The organism is Bacillus sp. LR--39, assembly GCF_053613335.1.
Genome location: NZ_JBSIOT010000001.1, coordinates 810,844 through 825,291, shown reverse-complemented (window position 1 = coordinate 825,291; position 14,448 = coordinate 810,844). Strand labels below are relative to the sequence as shown.

At 39.7% G+C, this 14,448-nt stretch carries 15 protein-coding genes and 2 pseudogenes; 6 read left to right on the top strand and 11 right to left on the bottom strand.

All coding sequences use genetic code 11. The features are described 5' to 3' along the window. The first annotated feature begins 297 nt into the window (after positions 1 to 297). A complete protein-coding gene (locus tag ACWHAR_RS04345) occupies positions 298 to 1,317 on the top strand; it encodes a YncE family protein (protein ID WP_032873350.1) in 1,020 nt (339 codons plus the stop codon). A 60-nt stretch (positions 1,318 to 1,377) separates the two neighbouring features. Here the strand turns inward: ACWHAR_RS04345 and ACWHAR_RS04340 are convergent, their stop codons facing one another. Beyond that, complete coding sequence (locus ACWHAR_RS04340; protein WP_032873347.1) at positions 1,378 to 1,737, bottom strand: hypothetical protein; 360 nt, start codon at positions 1,735 to 1,737, stop codon at positions 1,378 to 1,380. A gap of 405 nt (positions 1,738 to 2,142) precedes the next feature. Here ACWHAR_RS04340 and ACWHAR_RS04335 point away from each other — a divergent pair, with 405 nt between their 5' ends. Further along, positions 2,143 to 2,232 (top strand): putative holin-like toxin, encoded by a 90-nt coding sequence (locus ACWHAR_RS04335; protein ID WP_108017291.1) that lies wholly within the window; start codon positions 2,143 to 2,145, stop codon positions 2,230 to 2,232. A 254-nt stretch (positions 2,233 to 2,486) separates the two neighbouring features. On the opposite strand, the gene ACWHAR_RS04330 is transcribed toward ACWHAR_RS04335, so the two are convergent. Genes ACWHAR_RS04330 through ACWHAR_RS04320 form a run of 3 tightly spaced genes read right to left on the bottom strand, consistent with a single transcriptional unit; the run spans position 2,487 to position 5,234 of the window. Next, entirely contained in the window at positions 2,487 to 2,945 is a 459-nt protein-coding gene (locus ACWHAR_RS04330; protein ID WP_032873346.1) for an SMI1/KNR4 family protein, read from the bottom strand. A 15-nt stretch (positions 2,946 to 2,960) separates the two neighbouring features. Next, positions 2,961 to 4,763: a T7SS effector LXG polymorphic toxin gene (locus ACWHAR_RS04325; RefSeq protein WP_032873344.1), complete on the bottom strand. Its 1,803-nt coding sequence runs from the start codon at positions 4,761 to 4,763 to the stop codon at positions 2,961 to 2,963. A 36-nt stretch (positions 4,764 to 4,799) separates the two neighbouring features. Further along, a complete protein-coding gene (locus tag ACWHAR_RS04320) occupies positions 4,800 to 5,234 on the bottom strand; it encodes an SMI1/KNR4 family protein (RefSeq protein ID WP_087920799.1) in 435 nt (144 codons plus the stop codon). Positions 5,235 to 5,498: 264 nt separating this feature from the next. Here ACWHAR_RS04320 and ACWHAR_RS04315 point away from each other — a divergent pair, with 264 nt between their 5' ends. From ACWHAR_RS04315 to ACWHAR_RS04305, 3 genes and pseudogenes are all read left to right on the top strand, one after another. After that, the gene (locus ACWHAR_RS04315; protein ID WP_032873340.1) at positions 5,499 to 6,449 is read left to right on the top strand and encodes a thermonuclease family protein; all 951 of its coding nucleotides are present in this window, start codon (positions 5,499 to 5,501) and stop codon (positions 6,447 to 6,449) included. Between the two features lie 388 nt (positions 6,450 to 6,837). After that, positions 6,838 to 8,522, top strand: a pseudogene (locus ACWHAR_RS04310) (recombinase family protein). Beyond that, positions 8,498 to 9,118 (top strand): annotated as a pseudogene (locus tag ACWHAR_RS04305) (polysaccharide biosynthesis protein); the annotation flags it as partial. The pseudogenes ACWHAR_RS04310 and ACWHAR_RS04305, both read left to right, overlap by 25 nt. A gap of 40 nt (positions 9,119 to 9,158) precedes the next feature. Here the strand turns inward: ACWHAR_RS04305 and msrB are convergent. Beyond that, positions 9,159 to 9,593 (bottom strand): peptide-methionine (R)-S-oxide reductase MsrB, encoded by a 435-nt coding sequence (msrB, locus tag ACWHAR_RS04300; RefSeq protein ID WP_007409536.1) that lies wholly within the window; start codon positions 9,591 to 9,593, stop codon positions 9,159 to 9,161. Between the two features lies 1 nt (position 9,594). Beyond that, complete coding sequence (gene msrA, locus ACWHAR_RS04295; protein ID WP_032873334.1) at positions 9,595 to 10,128, bottom strand: peptide-methionine (S)-S-oxide reductase MsrA; 534 nt, start codon at positions 10,126 to 10,128, stop codon at positions 9,595 to 9,597. A 128-nt stretch (positions 10,129 to 10,256) separates the two neighbouring features. Between msrA and ACWHAR_RS04290 the strand changes: the two genes are divergently transcribed. Continuing rightward, positions 10,257 to 10,682 (top strand): MarR family transcriptional regulator, encoded by a 426-nt coding sequence (locus ACWHAR_RS04290; RefSeq protein WP_003153639.1) that lies wholly within the window; start codon positions 10,257 to 10,259, stop codon positions 10,680 to 10,682. A 49-nt stretch (positions 10,683 to 10,731) separates the two neighbouring features. On the opposite strand, the gene ACWHAR_RS04285 is transcribed toward ACWHAR_RS04290, so the two are convergent. From ACWHAR_RS04285 to ilvA, 5 genes are all read right to left on the bottom strand, one after another. Further along, entirely contained in the window at positions 10,732 to 11,295 is a 564-nt protein-coding gene (locus tag ACWHAR_RS04285) for a YpmS family protein (RefSeq protein WP_029326139.1), read from the bottom strand. Between the two features lie 9 nt (positions 11,296 to 11,304). Beyond that, positions 11,305 to 12,060, bottom strand: a complete 756-nt coding sequence (locus ACWHAR_RS04280; protein ID WP_032873332.1) for an SGNH/GDSL hydrolase family protein — start codon at positions 12,058 to 12,060, stop codon at positions 11,305 to 11,307. Positions 12,061 to 12,137: 77 nt separating this feature from the next. Next, positions 12,138 to 12,719 carry an SCO family protein gene (locus ACWHAR_RS04275; RefSeq protein WP_032873330.1) on the bottom strand — a complete coding sequence of 194 codons (582 nt, stop codon included), beginning with the start codon at positions 12,717 to 12,719 and terminating at the stop codon, positions 12,138 to 12,140. Positions 12,720 to 12,818: 99 nt separating this feature from the next. Beyond that, entirely contained in the window at positions 12,819 to 13,070 is a 252-nt protein-coding gene (locus tag ACWHAR_RS04270; protein ID WP_007409532.1) for a DUF2535 family protein, read from the bottom strand. A 92-nt stretch (positions 13,071 to 13,162) separates the two neighbouring features. Then, a complete protein-coding gene (gene ilvA / locus ACWHAR_RS04265) occupies positions 13,163 to 14,431 on the bottom strand; it encodes a threonine ammonia-lyase IlvA (protein WP_032873327.1) in 1,269 nt (422 codons plus the stop codon). Positions 14,432 to 14,448 lie beyond the last annotated feature (17 nt).

Genomic DNA, 14,448 nt, shown 5'->3' with positions numbered 1-14,448 from the left:
CTCCCGCATAGGGGGTGTTTTTTTATGATCTGTGTTCACCTGTAAAACTTTATGAAATGCTGTCCTTGGTAGTAAAGCTGCAACCAAAAAAGCACAAATAAATAGTATTGCTCTAAACTTGTGTGGCAATCATACAAAAATACAAAAGGAACAGACCTAAACAAGTAATGGAGAAGCACTTGTCACATCTGGATATTGACCGCTCATCAAAAACTGTCTGCTCCTAATCATTTAATTTACTTGCAGATTTATTCTGCAAGTGTCTTTTTATTTTATATAAAAGATAAGGAGCGTTATATGAAAAAGTCTTATGTTTTATATGGGATTTCAGGAGTTCTAATTGGTGCAATAGTTATATTGTTGATCAATGCATTCTTTATAAATAAAGGTGAACACTCTGTAAGTACTTCTAAAATTAATCCAACCGAGGATAAAATCTTTTTTATCTATTCAAATCCACTCATCAAGAAAAGCGTACTCATATCCACATCCCAAGGAGAAAAATTCAATAAACGATACTTTAAGGTACCGGATATACCATATATCCAGAAAAAAACCCCCTCTTCAGACGATATCGTCTTGTTAGCTGAACATGAACCATATTATTACACATTAAAAAACAACACCATTAAGGAACATCAATTGTCCAATCCATTTGCTTTTTGGTATCAAGGAGAGGATATTTCCGTAAAAGCCTATAATGTCGACACAAATGGAAATGAACTGAAAGTAAATGATAAAAAGTTCAATAAAAAATATAGCCTGACTTTGCCCTCCCTAGTAACCATGGGAGAAAGCGATGATAAGTATATTTACGTCATTCAAGAAATGTCTTTGTACGTCATTGATAGAAAAACAGAAGAGATTATTAAAACGATTGGATTAGCTTCCTATGGAGATGTATTTGATCACTCTGAAAAATATGTTGTGGCTAGCTCAGAACATGAACTAACTGTAATCGAAAAAGGATCATGGAAATCAAAATTCATAAAATATCCTGATGATCTCGAACAAGCGGACGCTGTGTATTACGACAAAAAAAGCGGTAAATTTTACGTTACATATATTAATAAATCCGGATACGCCTGCTTACTTGAGTACGATAAAGATTTTTCTTTTGAAAAATTCGATTTAAAATTTCCGTATATGAATGCAAAGTTTAAAAATCAAAAACTTTATGTGATTTCACAAGAGGAAAATAAAAAAGGCATTGGTGGCTATATGGGGATTTTTGATATTCGTACTAAAAAGAAACTTAATGAATTTGATTTGCCTGAAGAAGAAACAAAAGTGCAGGACTTTATGGTTTTAGATTAAACATAAAGAATAAGTTGCAAAGCAAAAGCCCCTTTTTCAGGAAGGGGCTTTAATTTTAAATTAAATAGATGTTTTATACGCGTTAATGGCTTGATTTCTCAAAAGCATATTATCTTTCGTCACCATTCCAAGATTGTATGCTTGTTTGATGATATCCAGCACTTGATTATCTGTTTCAGTTACAGCTCGTCCACCCGTTATTCTAGATTTCCAGTAATCGAACTGGTGATTTAATTCTGAAGTGCTTTTAAGGTTTTGATTATCAACCACTTTTCCGTTCTCGAGCGCATCTTTAAATTCATCAAAATTAATTGAACATTGGTGATTCGAATTACTTCCTGCGCCTTCTGTCGCTAAACTGCAAAATGCTAAAAACTTAGGGTCTTTCGTAATGTTGTAAGAGTTATTAAGGCCTTCCATAACATTCACCCTCTCTCAAATTTTACAACGTTGCTGTAAATGATTTTCATGTTTTTCCCAAGTCCTTCAACTTGAATCTCATTTGAAGGAAGTTCGTTCATTGGAATTTCAATATATTTGTCCCATCCTATCACTATCCTGTTTTGCCCAAGTATAGCATCATAATTTGTATATGTTTGCTTCACCTTTGTATAACAAATTTCTTCCGTTTAGTATTATTTCACATGTTATTTATTGGTAATTCCAGCGAGGTATTTAACTTAAATACAAAAAAAGAACCTGATTCTAACATGGTTCTTTTCATTTTAGTAACTGAATGGGTTTTTAACCACATATAAATGATTCCTGTACATTAAGTATGCTCACTTAAGGGAGTCTTGCTCACTCCCTATAGAAAGGGGGGTGATGCTTATGTCACCATTTCAGGCATTAATGTTAATGCTTGCATTCGGGTCGTTTATAACCGCCCTGTTGACATATATAAATAAAAAATAGACCTCCCTTAAGCCTCAAAACCTGAAGGGATAGGTCTACTAAGAAACCGCATCGAGTAAGCCTTTTGACGGGGTGTGATCAACACCATACTCTTTTTATTTTATGCATTTCTTATTAAAGAAATACACTATAACCAGTTTATATTTTACAGTTTGATTATAACAGATTAAACGAAACCATTGGAGTTATTTACAAAAAAATTATTTATTGGATAAAACCATTTTTTATAGATCACACAAGTGTAATACTTTTGCTTAAGCGTCCCAGTCTTCATCCTCAATCCAGTCGTCTTTCGCTTCTTCTAGTTCCTCTATTAAAAACTCTAGGAATGTGCTACTAACTTGTTTACCATATCCCTCTTGGTTATCCCAAAGAATGACGGGGCATTCACCATTTTTCATCTTGTTAGTATCAAGACAATAAGAAAATTCATCTACATATTCGATAACTACGAGACCATCAGAAAGGTTATAATACTTTTTATATTCATTGGTCTGTTCGACAACTTCAGCACCGTGAGAGTCATAACCGAGTATCATAGTCCCGTATGCTCCCCCTGAACCATACTCAGTCAAAAACCATTTATAGCTGCCTGGAAGGGTTACATTGAGATCCTCTTCTATTTCTTTAATCTGATCTTCAGTAACACCTCCTGTGAGAATTGAATTTTCTTTATTTTCATCAAAGAAAGTTTTTACTTTTGAATAATCCATTAAACCTTCACCTCATTATTCTTGGTTCTCAAATTGCTGAGCTCTCCATCTCCAATACCTTCTTCTGAAACTTTTATATTGTTTATCAAGTACTGGGTCATTTCTAAAACTCTGTCCATTCCCTTTCAAACCATGTAAAACATCACTGTACTTATTATGCCAGCTTTCAGGTATCTCGAGCATATTTCCAGGTTCTTCTTGAATCAAGTGATGCAAATTAATTTGGGTCCCATCTTTTGCAAACGGAGCGTTACCATTTTTCATCAGTTGAAGATTCGTAAGGCCTTTACGATTTTTTTGATTAAGATCAATATCTTTCATTGTATATACCCTACGGCTTACATCTCTAATTTTCCCTTTTGTTTTTACTTTGCCATCTATTTCATAGGCCTCATACTTCTCTTTATTTAACCAAGGGACATTTACTTTCTGACCAGTAAATGGCTTTCTCGTTCCATCCGGGATTTTCTTTGCATTGGTCAAAAGTTCATTTTTAAGGTTTTGGCTGTCAACCACATTGTATGGTACGTCACCCGCCAGAGCAAGATCATATTTAGAGTTATAAGGAAGTAGTTCTGGAAGTTTAACGTCTTTAATTTTCTTCCCTGCCTGCCCTGCCTTGTTTATGACCTTCCCCGCCGCATCAGCTTTGTTAACGGCTCCTGCACCTTTCGTTCCGACGACAGCCACAGCTGCTGAACCAATTGCATATGTCACCCATCTTGATCGGGAATACGCATCTCCATTTACCATATCTTTTTGATACGATTCCTTGATTGCTGCTGAAACAGCATCATATGTTTTAACAGGATGAAGTACTGCATTCCCCAGTGCTGACAGCGTTTCCCCCGGATCGGTTATGAAGTCCCATAAACCGGTTACCGTGTCTTTCCCGACATCATAAAGGCCAACGCCGGCTCCTTTTAAAATATCCCAAGTCACTTCTCCGGCTTCTTCCATCTGTTTTGCTTGTTCAAGCTTAATCACATATTGCTGCTGGGAAGGTTCAAGGTTCTCGTAACCGATCTTCTTCGCAATCTCCAAGTATTCATCAGGATCAGTTACTCCATCAGCGAGCTTTTTCTTCAGATCCTTAATTTCCCGCTCTTTCGCTTCTTCCTTCTTAATCGTCAAATAGGCGTCTGAGTGTCTTGTAATCTCGCCTTTTTTCTTATGGATGTCACTTTCTCTGTACGCCTCGGCATTATAGTGAAGCGGAGTGGCGTTTTCCCCCTTACCCGTGGCATTTTGAAGCTGCTGAAAATCTGCCTGAATGAAATGTTCATTTGCCTCGGTTTCTGCGTATTCTTTCGTTAGATCGTGATCAAGCTTTCCGAGTTTATGTATGGTATCGTTCCTTTTTTTATCTGCTGACTCAAGCTTTTGATCGACATCTTCTGTAGAGAAAACATCAAGATGAATAATATCGCTGATTTCATCAAGGATACCTTTCATTTCATTGCGCTGCTCCTGCATGATAGCTTGTGATTTATTCTTCGCATGGATCAGCTCGTGTTCTAAAAAGGACTCTTCCACAAACGAATCGGCCAATCTGGCATCAGCTACTTTTCCTGAAATACTGTTAAGAAACGCAATCTTCATATCGATCAGATTAAGCCAGCTGTCTGTAACACCAGCGTGATCTTGGAAGAATGCTTTAATGTTGTCTGCGCCTTTGCCTGAAAACTCACTGTCGTCTAAGTCAGCCATTCCCTGAAACGCTTTTCTGAGATTGATAAATTGTTCTCTAATTTGATCGTATTGTTTTACCCGCTTTTCCGCGGCTGAAATAAACGAGGCTGCTTCAAATACTTTCATTTACGTCTCCTTTCCACTTGATCTTATCTAAACTTTTTATTCTGAAACATATTTATAATACTCTTGAATTTCCGGCTTCACTTCCCAGTATTTAGTTCCGTTTGATGACACCAACATGTCAAACCATATCTCAAAGTTAGAGTCTAAATATACCGCATCTTCAATATTATCAATTGAATCCAAATGCAACATATACCCCAACCCTTTATTTGATTTATTTACATCAATAACATACCTGCCATCATAATGGTACCCAATTAGGACATATCCCTTAGGGAAGTCTTGAACTTCATTAAATTCAATTATCCCTTCTGTACTAAGAAGCTCAATACCATTAAACATTTCCATTCCATTGTGATTAAAAAGGAACTCTTTATAATCATTGGGCAAAGTTACCCCTAACATCTTTTCTAAACTACTAATTTCTTGAGGACTGGCTGGGTCTCTGAATTGAAAAGCAGCATCTTCCATGACATGCCCTCCATGTTGGAGCATAGGAAAAGTTCCGTATTTAGAAACAGCTTCCTTTATCCCATCAAGAGTCATGCGAATTAACTTTCCTTCTTCCATTTAAATTTCCCTCCTCTAAGGTGTTTAGGCCACTAAATTTTACCACACAACTGTATTTTAGTGTCCTAAAATGCCAAAACAGAATTTACAATCTTTGGTTTTATATTTATAATAAGGAAGGTTTGTCCGATATAGAGACAGAACAAACAAATTGGGGGAATTACATTGAAGAAATGGCTGTTAGGTATTGGCGCACTATCTCTAAGCTTTTCTTTGGCTGCGTGTGGATCTGATTCTGCTTCTACAGATAAAACAGATTCAGATAAAGCTAAAACAACGCAGCAAGAAGAAAAGGATGCAAAAGAGACAAAGGCAGACACCCAATCAAATGACAACAATGAAAAAGCCGAAAATGCTTCAAAGAAGGATTCGTCGGATAAAAAGGCGTCTGACAAAAAGAAAAAGCTGGTCGATGTAACACTTAACAGAACAGTTGATGGGAATACGATTAAAGTTAACTATAAAGGCGGCGTCAAAACTGTTCGTTATTTACTTGTTGACACGCCTAAAACTAAGAGCCCAAACTCTTGCGTACAACCATATGGTGAGGATGCTTCAGCAAGAAACAAACAGCTGGTTAACAAGGGAAAACTTCAACTGGAGTTTGATAAAGGAGATCGTACAGACAAGTATGGGAGAATGCTGGCTTACGTTTATGCAGATGGCAAATCAGTACAAGAAACACTGCTTAAAGAAGGATTAGCACGAGTAGCTTATGTATATGAGCCAAACACGAAGTATTTAGACACGTATAAGAAAGATGAGCAAGCTGCGAAAGATAAAGACTTGAAGATTTGGAGTAAGAATGGATATGCGACTGATAAAGGATTTAATGGCTGCGAAACGAAACCGAAGAAATCAGTAAGTGTATCTAAGCCGGCTCAAAAGTCAGTTACAACACGCCAATCCGAGACACATAAATCGAACTCAAGCAGTTCAGCATCAAGCAGCTCTTCTAACTCTGCACAAGCCTCCCCTTCTGCTGGAGGAACAGAACACTTTGCAAACTGCACAGAGCTGAGAAAGAAATATCCGCATGGTGTACCAAGCACTCACCCTGCTTATACATCTAAAATGGATCGGGATAATGACAACTTTGCATGTGAGAAGAATTAATTATTTTGAAGTCCTCTGGGGCTTCTTTTTTTATTTGTATATTTTCTTAGGCTAAACAAAAAAACATAAAGCGTATGAGCGAGCTCTGCGGCCCCCGTTTCACTATTTAATATCAGGACATTCAGATGAAACTGATTTGAAGAATTGTCGCACATTCTTATCTGCCACTAATGAATTGCGTTGACATTTCAAGAAATGAACAAAATAAAAACCCTGTTAATTACAGTCGGCGTTTAATTAAAAAATGAATCCGATTAGAATAGATCAATATTCAAACAATACAATCCTTACAATATATTAGGTTGTTTTCGTATTCAATGTCAGACAGAATATTGTACGAATACTTCTGTTTTTACAGTAAATACAATAAAGAGGAGGTGCTGATTTTTTGGAGTTAAAAAACATCGTTCATTCTTACAACATTACAAATATTTTAGGTTATCTCAGACGCTCTCGTCAGGATATGGAGCGAGAAAAAAGAACAGGCGAAGATACGCTAACAGAACAAAATGAACTCATGAATAAAATACTGAAGTCGATTGAAATCGCCTATGAATTAAAAATGGAAATCGGGTCAGGAGAAAGCATTGAGGGCCGCCCTGTTTTTAAAGAATGTCTTAAAGACCTCGAGGAAGGCAAGTACCAGGCAATTGCTGTTAAAGAAATAACAAGACTCAGCCGCGGGAGCTACAGTGATGCGGGACAAATTGTTAACCTTCTTCAAAGCAAGCGATTGATTATCATTACACCATATAAAGTTTATGACCCTCGAAATCCTGCAGACATGCGTCAGATTCGTTTTGAATTGTTTATGGCCAGAGAAGAATTTGAAATGACCAGAGAGCGTATGACAGGCGCTAAATACACATATGCGGCACAAGGGAAATGGATTTCCGGACTAGCGCCTTATGGATACCGGTTAAACAAAAAAACATCCAAACTAGTCCCAGTCGAAGAAAAAGCAAAAGTCGTTCAATTCATCTTTAACCTCTTTTTAAATGGGTTGAATGGAAAAGATTATAGTTATACAGCGATTGCTTCTCACTTAACAAAATTACAAATACCGACTCCATCAGGAAAAAAGCGCTGGAATCAATACACAATTAAAGCAATTCTGCAAAACGAAGCGTATATCGGAACTGTTAAATATAAGGTTAGAGAAAAAACAAAAGACGGTAAACGAATAATTAGACCTGAAAAGGAACAAATTGTAGTATCGGATGCACATGCCCCTATAATAGATCAAGAACAATTTCAACAATCACAAGAGAAAATTGCAAACAAAGTCCCCCTGCTGCCTAATAAAAACGCATTGGAATTAAGTGAATTGGCAGGCGTATGCACTTGTTCTAAGTGCGGTGAACCATTATCTAAATACGAAACTAGGCGAACGCGAGAAAACAAAAACGGCACGGAAAGTGTATATCACGTTAAATCACTCACTTGCAAAAAGAATAAATGCACTTATGTGAGATATAACGATGTTGAAAATGCCATTCTGGATTACCTCTCTTCTTTAAGCAACTTAGATAATAAGATTTTAACAAAACATATCATTTCAATGATTTCTAAATACGAAGACGTAAATAGTAATGTGAAAACAAAAAAGCAAATGTCTGAACATCTCTCACAAAAAGAACAAGAGTTAAAAAACAAAGAGAATTTTATCTTCGAGAAATATGAGAGCGGCATTTACACTGATGAACTTTTTTTGAAGAGAAAAGCTGTTTTAGATGAAGAATTTAAAGAACTCCAGATTGCCAAGCATGAGCTCAATGGAACCCAAGAAGCGCAATCAGAAATAGACAGTAATACAGTCAGAAACAACATAAATAAGATAATTGATCAATATCACATTGAATCAAGCACAGAAAAAAAGAACTCGCTACTAAGAATGGTCTTCAAAGAAGTTATCGTTACTATGACACAAAAAAGAAAAGGGCCAATTCCGGCTCAGTTTGAAATCACCCCTATCCTGAGGTTTAATTTTTCGTTTTCGACCTCACCGTCACTGATAGTCCCTCAAAATGCAGTAAATATCTTAAAAAACCGATAAAGCCGTTTCCCCGGTAAACACAATGGGAGCTACGAAGCTGTTGTCCGAGAAGCTGTTTCATCAGGCGAATCATCATGTTCAAAACCGCGGTACGGTATTTTGTTCGGTCCGCTTCGGCAATGTGCTAGGTTCACGCGGTTCCGTTATTCCTATTTTATTTGAGCAGTTGATGGCAGGCGGTCCGCTCACCATTACAGATAAAAACATGACGAGGTTTTTTATGTCGATTGATGATGCCGCAACGCTCACCCTGCAATCTGCGGCGATTACAAAGGGCGGAGAAACGTTTATTTTTAAAATGGAGTCCCTGAGGCTCGAAGAACTGCTTCACGGGTTTGAGGAATATGCGTCCCGGCACGGGCTGCCGCGCCCCGCCGCTGTTGAAGTGGGAAAACGTCCCGGTGAGAAGCTTCATGAAGAACTGACCTCTCCTCATGAGACGGAATCTTTATATGAATGGGGCAATCTTTACGCGATATTGCCCGACCCCGCCAAACATCCGGAATTTCGGAAGGTCAATCTCCCCAGATATCAATCCGATCAAGCGCCGCTCATCACAAAAGACACAATCGTAAAGATTATTGAACGATTACATGAAGAAAAAAAAACATAGAAAAAAGGCCTGTCTGATAGGCAGGCCTCATTGCTGAGCTCTATTTTTCAAATAAATGCAGGCAGGCTTCATAGCCCTCTTCCTTCAGCTTGTCTTTCGGAATAAACCGGAGTGCCGCAGAGTTAATGCAATAACGGAGACCGCTTGGCCCCGGGCCGTCATTAAATACGTGGCCTAAGTGGGAATCCGCTGTTTTGCTTCTCACTTCCGTCCGGATCATCCCGTGGCTTGTGTCCAGTTTTTCGTCAACCTCTTCTTCCTCAATCGGTTTTGTAAAACTGGGCCAGCCGCAATGAGAATCGAATTTATCCAGAGAAGTAAACAAGGGCTTTCCCGATACGATATCAACATACAGCCCCTCTTCTTTGTGATCCCAGAATTCATTTTGAAACGGCGGCTCCGTTCCGTTATTTTGTGTGACTTCATATTGCATACGGTTTAATGATTTGATTTTTTCTTCTTTATTAAAAGCCATCTTATCTGTCCCTCCAATGCTCATCCAGAAAGCCTTGACGTCCGGAACCTACACGGTAGCGCCCGTAGTGATCAGGATTTTTCTTATAAAAGTGCTGATGATAGCCTTCCGCTTCATAAAAAGGCTCAGCCTTTAAAATGTCTGTCACGATCGGCTTTTTAAATATGCCGCTTTCTTCAAGCTGTTTTTTTGAGGCTTCAGCGATTTGTTTTTGTTCATCATTATGGTAATATATCGCCGCCCGATATGAACTTCCGCGGTCTGCAAACTGGCCGCCTGCATCAGTCGGGTCGATCTGCTGCCAAAACAGCTCGACAAGCTTTTCATACGGATAAATGTCAGGTTGAAATGTGATTTGAACGGCTTCTCTGTGTCCGGTCGTTTCACTGCACACTTCTTCGTAAGTCGGATTCTCAGTATGACCTCCTGTATAGCCGGACACCACCTTTTCAATTCCGGCCTGTTCGTCAAACGGCTTCACCATGCACCAAAAACAGCCGCCTGCAAATGTGGCGATTTCTTTTTTTTCTGACATACGGGTGCCCTCCTTTGTTCATACGTGGTATTATTATATTATAGCATGTATAAACAGAATAAAAATAATTCTGCTTTCAGGGGAAGCTAAACGAATGCCACGCTGACTACATATTGGAGGTTCATGATTTGAAAGTAAGGACACAAATGATGTATGATATGGAAGCTTTGCTTCGAAAAGTGTTTAAACAAATCAGAAATGAAGTTAATGAAATTCTAGATAAAGAGCTGTCCAGGAACGAATTCACCATTTTGCGGATTCTCAGTGAACAAGGGCCTAAAAAAGTAACGGAATTCGCCCCTATTCTTGAGGTCTCCGCAAGCCACATTACCGCAGTGACCGACGCTTTAGTAGAAAAGGAATGGATCACCCGCATCCGTTCTAAAGAGGACAGGCGAATTATCAGAATCCATATTACGGAAGCCGGGGAGAAAATTGTCGATCATTTCAACCAGAAAAAAACAGAATACTTTTTTAAACGGTTTGACTGCTACTCTGATGAAGAGCTTGCAACGTTAATCAAACTGTTCAGCAAGCTAGACAAAAAACGCTGACGCGAAAAAACACAAATCCCTGAAAGGATCTGTGTTTTTTTATGAAGACTTATTGTTTCGGATGATAATAGGAAAATTCAATTTCATCCGTGTCGAGATTGATTTTATCCGCTTTTACATACATGCCGTTGTCTAAAGGCATTTCTGACAGACGGATCTCGATGCTTTTATCCCCGGAATGAACGTGCACAAATGACGGGAGTTCATAAAAGCTGTCCATATAATTCAGCACAAAGCTGATCGGCAGGCTTAATTCGCCTAATGAAAACTTCGTCACTTTCAAAACCACATCTCCGTTCTCCTGTACGGACGGTTCAAATGTGACGACCGCATTAATGGAGGTTGAGAATGCTTTGATTTTACCTGCCACGTGCACATCGTTATTGATGTCCACTTTGTAGTCAAGCTGATTCGATGCCTTCTCTTTTAAGTACGCATTCACAAACCTGGCAAGAGATTCTTTGGAGCTTGTGATATGAAAGCCGTACTCACTTTTTGTCTGATCTTGTATTTTCGCCTGCTCTCCCGGCATAACCAATAATGTCACAATTACCGCGGCGGCAATCACATTGAGTGCGAGAAGAACAAAAAACAGCGATTTCCACTTTTTCATCATTTCACCCTATTCTGCTGGTAACCCTTGTTTTTCAATGATGCCGTATAATCGATCGGCGATGAGTGCATATCCTTTTGCGTTCGGATGAAAATCATCATCCTTTGAAATCCGTCTGCTGCCGCTTTTTTGACTGAACAAGTCTTCAACATTCACCGCGGCGGCGTGAGGATCTTTTTCCAGCTCTTTTGCGGCGATCTTGTTCCAATCCGTTACAACCCCATTAATTTCTTTTAATTCAGGCAGCGTAAACGTGAATGGATTATACATGCTGACATACACCAGCTCTGCGTTTTCATTATATTTGCGGATTTTTGAAACGATCGCTTTGAACCGTTTTTCAAAAGGTTTCTCTTCCTTTTGGAACGGCTGAACCGTCAGCTGCATCATATTCTGGCGGAGCACCTTCATTAAGTCATTGCCGCCGATGGTAAAAAAGATATAGTCGGCGCTCTTTAATGATTTCTGAACTTTTTTATTATCAAGCTTTTCCAGCAGGTCCGACGTTTTGTCGCCCTGCACCGCATAATTTTTAATATCTACCGTTTTCACATGTCCCTTTTTCTTAAGAGATTCCGCTGCCCTGCCGACGTATCCTGAACCGTCAGGATCTCCTACTCCTTCAGTCAATGAATCACCGACCGCAGCTATGACAATATGATCTTTCGTTTTCGGTTCTGCAGCGTCAGAACCGGTGCGCTGGACAGAACATGCTGATAAAAGCAAAGCCAGTCCGGCGATCAATGAAAACATTCGCAGCTTCAATCTGGTTGCTCCTTCCCCGTCTACTAGTGGAAAGTGTAACATGTTTTTTCAGTTTTGAAAATGTCTAATCTGCCAGTTTACTTGAGCTCCTCAGCCGCTTTGACATCTGAGAGGATATCATCATACGGAACCTTCTGCACACCGTCATAATCTTTAAGCACCTTGCCGTCAGGTCCGACTAAATAAAAAGAAGTTTTATGTATCACCTGGTCCTCTCCCTCCGGCTTTTTGACGATTGCTTTAAAGCTGTTCAGCGCAAAATCTTCAATGTCCTTTTGGCTGTAACCGGTCAGAAAATCCCAGTTGCGAAGCGAAAGCGGATATTTGGAAGCAAATGCTTTCAGCTGTTTCGGCTTATCATTTTCAGGATCTACACTGAACGACACAATCCGCACGTCCAGGTTCTCAGCCTTCAGTTTTTTTTGCAGTTCGGTCATATGGGCTGTCATCGGCGGGCAGACTGTATTACAATTTGTAAACATAAAGTCGGCAATCCAGACATGCCCCTTCAGGCTTTTCAGTGACACTGTTTTTCCGTCTTGGTTCTGATATGAAAACGGTTCAATCTGATAGTTCAGCGGGTCTTTTATCGTTTTCCCCCCGCAGGCGCACAAGAGCAGCAAACAAAAGACGGCAGCGAAGATTTTCATTTTTTTCATTTCCATTCCCCCCCATGGATAAAACGCTTACAGCATTCATCATAAAAAAATTCCCGCACCCTCCCCTATCAAAAGGAAGGCGCTAAGGAATATGCACCGTTATGCGTTATGTTTTAAAATCTCTTGGTTGAAAACGGCCTCGTAATCTTTCCACTTCATACGGCGCTTGACATATTGTCGGAATGAATACACTGTTCTCACACTTTGTGAAGCAAAAACCTCTCTCAAATAAAGCTCAAGGTGCTGATGAATTTGAAAAAAATAATGTTCACCTTCCGTGACAACCGGTATTTCTGTCACTTTTACCTGAATCCCGTCCTGTCGTTTGAACTCTAGGCTTTTGAGTAACAAGATATCAATCCTTCTTTTTCGATTGTTTTCTTTTTATTATATACAATCTGAGAAAGCGTGTCTGTCATTTTGCGCGGCCGTTCTAAAAAAAGTCAAATTAACAGGTGAAACAGATCCTGATCTTTATTCACCTCTACGTAATGAAATCCTTTTTGATTCATCCGGGCAATGAGCGCGCCGTAATCTTCCCGATGCTTGAGCTCAATGCCGACCAATGCGGGGCCGCTGCTTTTGTTATTTTTTTTCGTGTATTCAAACCGGGTGATGTCATCATCAGGCCCGAGCACTTCATCAAGGTATTCGCGAAGCGCTCCCGCCCTTTGCGGGAAATTAACGATAAAATAATGCTGCAGCCCCTCGTAAATCATGGAGCGTTCCTTCATCTCCTGCATTCTGCCGATGTCGTTATTCCCTCCGCTGACCACGCAGATGACGTTTTTCCCTTTAATCTCTTCCTTGTACAGATCAAGTGCTGACACGGACAATGCACCCGCCGGCTCCGCTACGATGGCGCATTGATTATATAATTCGAGAATCGTGCTGCACACTTTTCCTTCCGGGACAAGCACAACGTCATCGACGACGGTTTCGAGCGTTTGAAAGGTTTCCACGCCGATTTTTTTTACGGCCGCCCCATCGACAAATTTATCGATTTTCTCAAGTTCAACCACTTGTCCGGCTTTTTTCGATTCAAAATAGGAGGCTGCGCCCTTCGGCTCTACCGCTATGATTTTTGTATCCGGCGAGATGTTTTTCATGTACGTGCCGAGCCCGGACAGGAGTCCTCCTCCCCCTACGCTTGCAAAAAGAAAATGCGGTTCAACGTCAATGTCATTTAAAATTTCGATGGCAGCCGTTCCCTGTCCGGCCATGACATCGGGATCGTCAAACGGATGAATAAACGTGCGGTTTTCTTTTTCACAGCATTCCGCAGAACTCTTATACGCATCATCGAAAGTGTCACCCGTCAATATGATTTCAACAAATTCTTTTCCGAACAGTTCCACTTGGGATACTTTCTGTCTCGGTGTGGTTGACGGCATAAAAATCTTGCCGTGAATGCCGAGGTGTTTGCATGAAAACGCAACCCCCTGCGCATGGTTTCCCGCACTTGCGCATACAATTCCGTTTTCAGTCTGCTCTTTTGAGAGCTGCCTCATTTTATTATAAGCCCCTCTGAGCTTAAATGATCTGACCACCTGCAGGTCTTCCCTTTTCAAATAGATATTGCAGCCATACCTCTCAGAAAGTCTGTCATTCCTCTGCAAAGGCGTATGTATCACAACGTCCTTTACATTTTGGTGCGCTTTTAAAATGTCTTTTACCTGGATGAGAGAGTCTTCTTTAAGCAACGGTTTCATTTACAGAGTCCTTTCTT

Excerpts from the sequence above, each read along its gene's own strand:
- ACWHAR_RS04345 (WP_032873350.1), top strand. The coding sequence starts at position 298 with ATGAAAAAGTCTTATGTTTTATATGGGATTTCAGGAGTTCTAATTGGT.
- ACWHAR_RS04285 (WP_029326139.1), bottom strand. The coding sequence starts at position 11,295 with ATGAAAAAGTGGAAATCGCTGTTTTTTGTTCTTCTCGCACTCAATGTG.
- ACWHAR_RS04325 (WP_032873344.1), bottom strand. The coding sequence starts at position 4,763 with ATGAAAGTATTTGAAGCAGCCTCGTTTATTTCAGCCGCGGAAAAGCGG.
- msrB (WP_007409536.1), bottom strand. The coding sequence starts at position 9,593 with ATGGCTTTTAATAAAGAAGAAAAAATCAAATCATTAAACCGTATGCAA.
- msrA (WP_032873334.1), bottom strand. The coding sequence starts at position 10,128 with ATGTCAGAAAAAAAAGAAATCGCCACATTTGCAGGCGGCTGTTTTTGG.
- ilvA (WP_032873327.1), bottom strand. The coding sequence starts at position 14,431 with ATGAAACCGTTGCTTAAAGAAGACTCTCTCATCCAGGTAAAAGACATT.
- ACWHAR_RS04320 (WP_087920799.1), bottom strand. The coding sequence starts at position 5,234 with ATGGAAGATGCTGCTTTTCAATTCAGAGACCCAGCCAGTCCTCAAGAA.
- ACWHAR_RS04275 (WP_032873330.1), bottom strand. The coding sequence starts at position 12,719 with ATGAAAAAAATGAAAATCTTCGCTGCCGTCTTTTGTTTGCTGCTCTTG.
- ACWHAR_RS04335 (WP_108017291.1), top strand. The coding sequence starts at position 2,143 with ATGCTTATGTCACCATTTCAGGCATTAATGTTAATGCTTGCATTCGGG.
- ACWHAR_RS04330 (WP_032873346.1), bottom strand. The coding sequence starts at position 2,945 with ATGGATTATTCAAAAGTAAAAACTTTCTTTGATGAAAATAAAGAAAAT.
- ACWHAR_RS04340 (WP_032873347.1), bottom strand. The coding sequence starts at position 1,737 with ATGGAAGGCCTTAATAACTCTTACAACATTACGAAAGACCCTAAGTTT.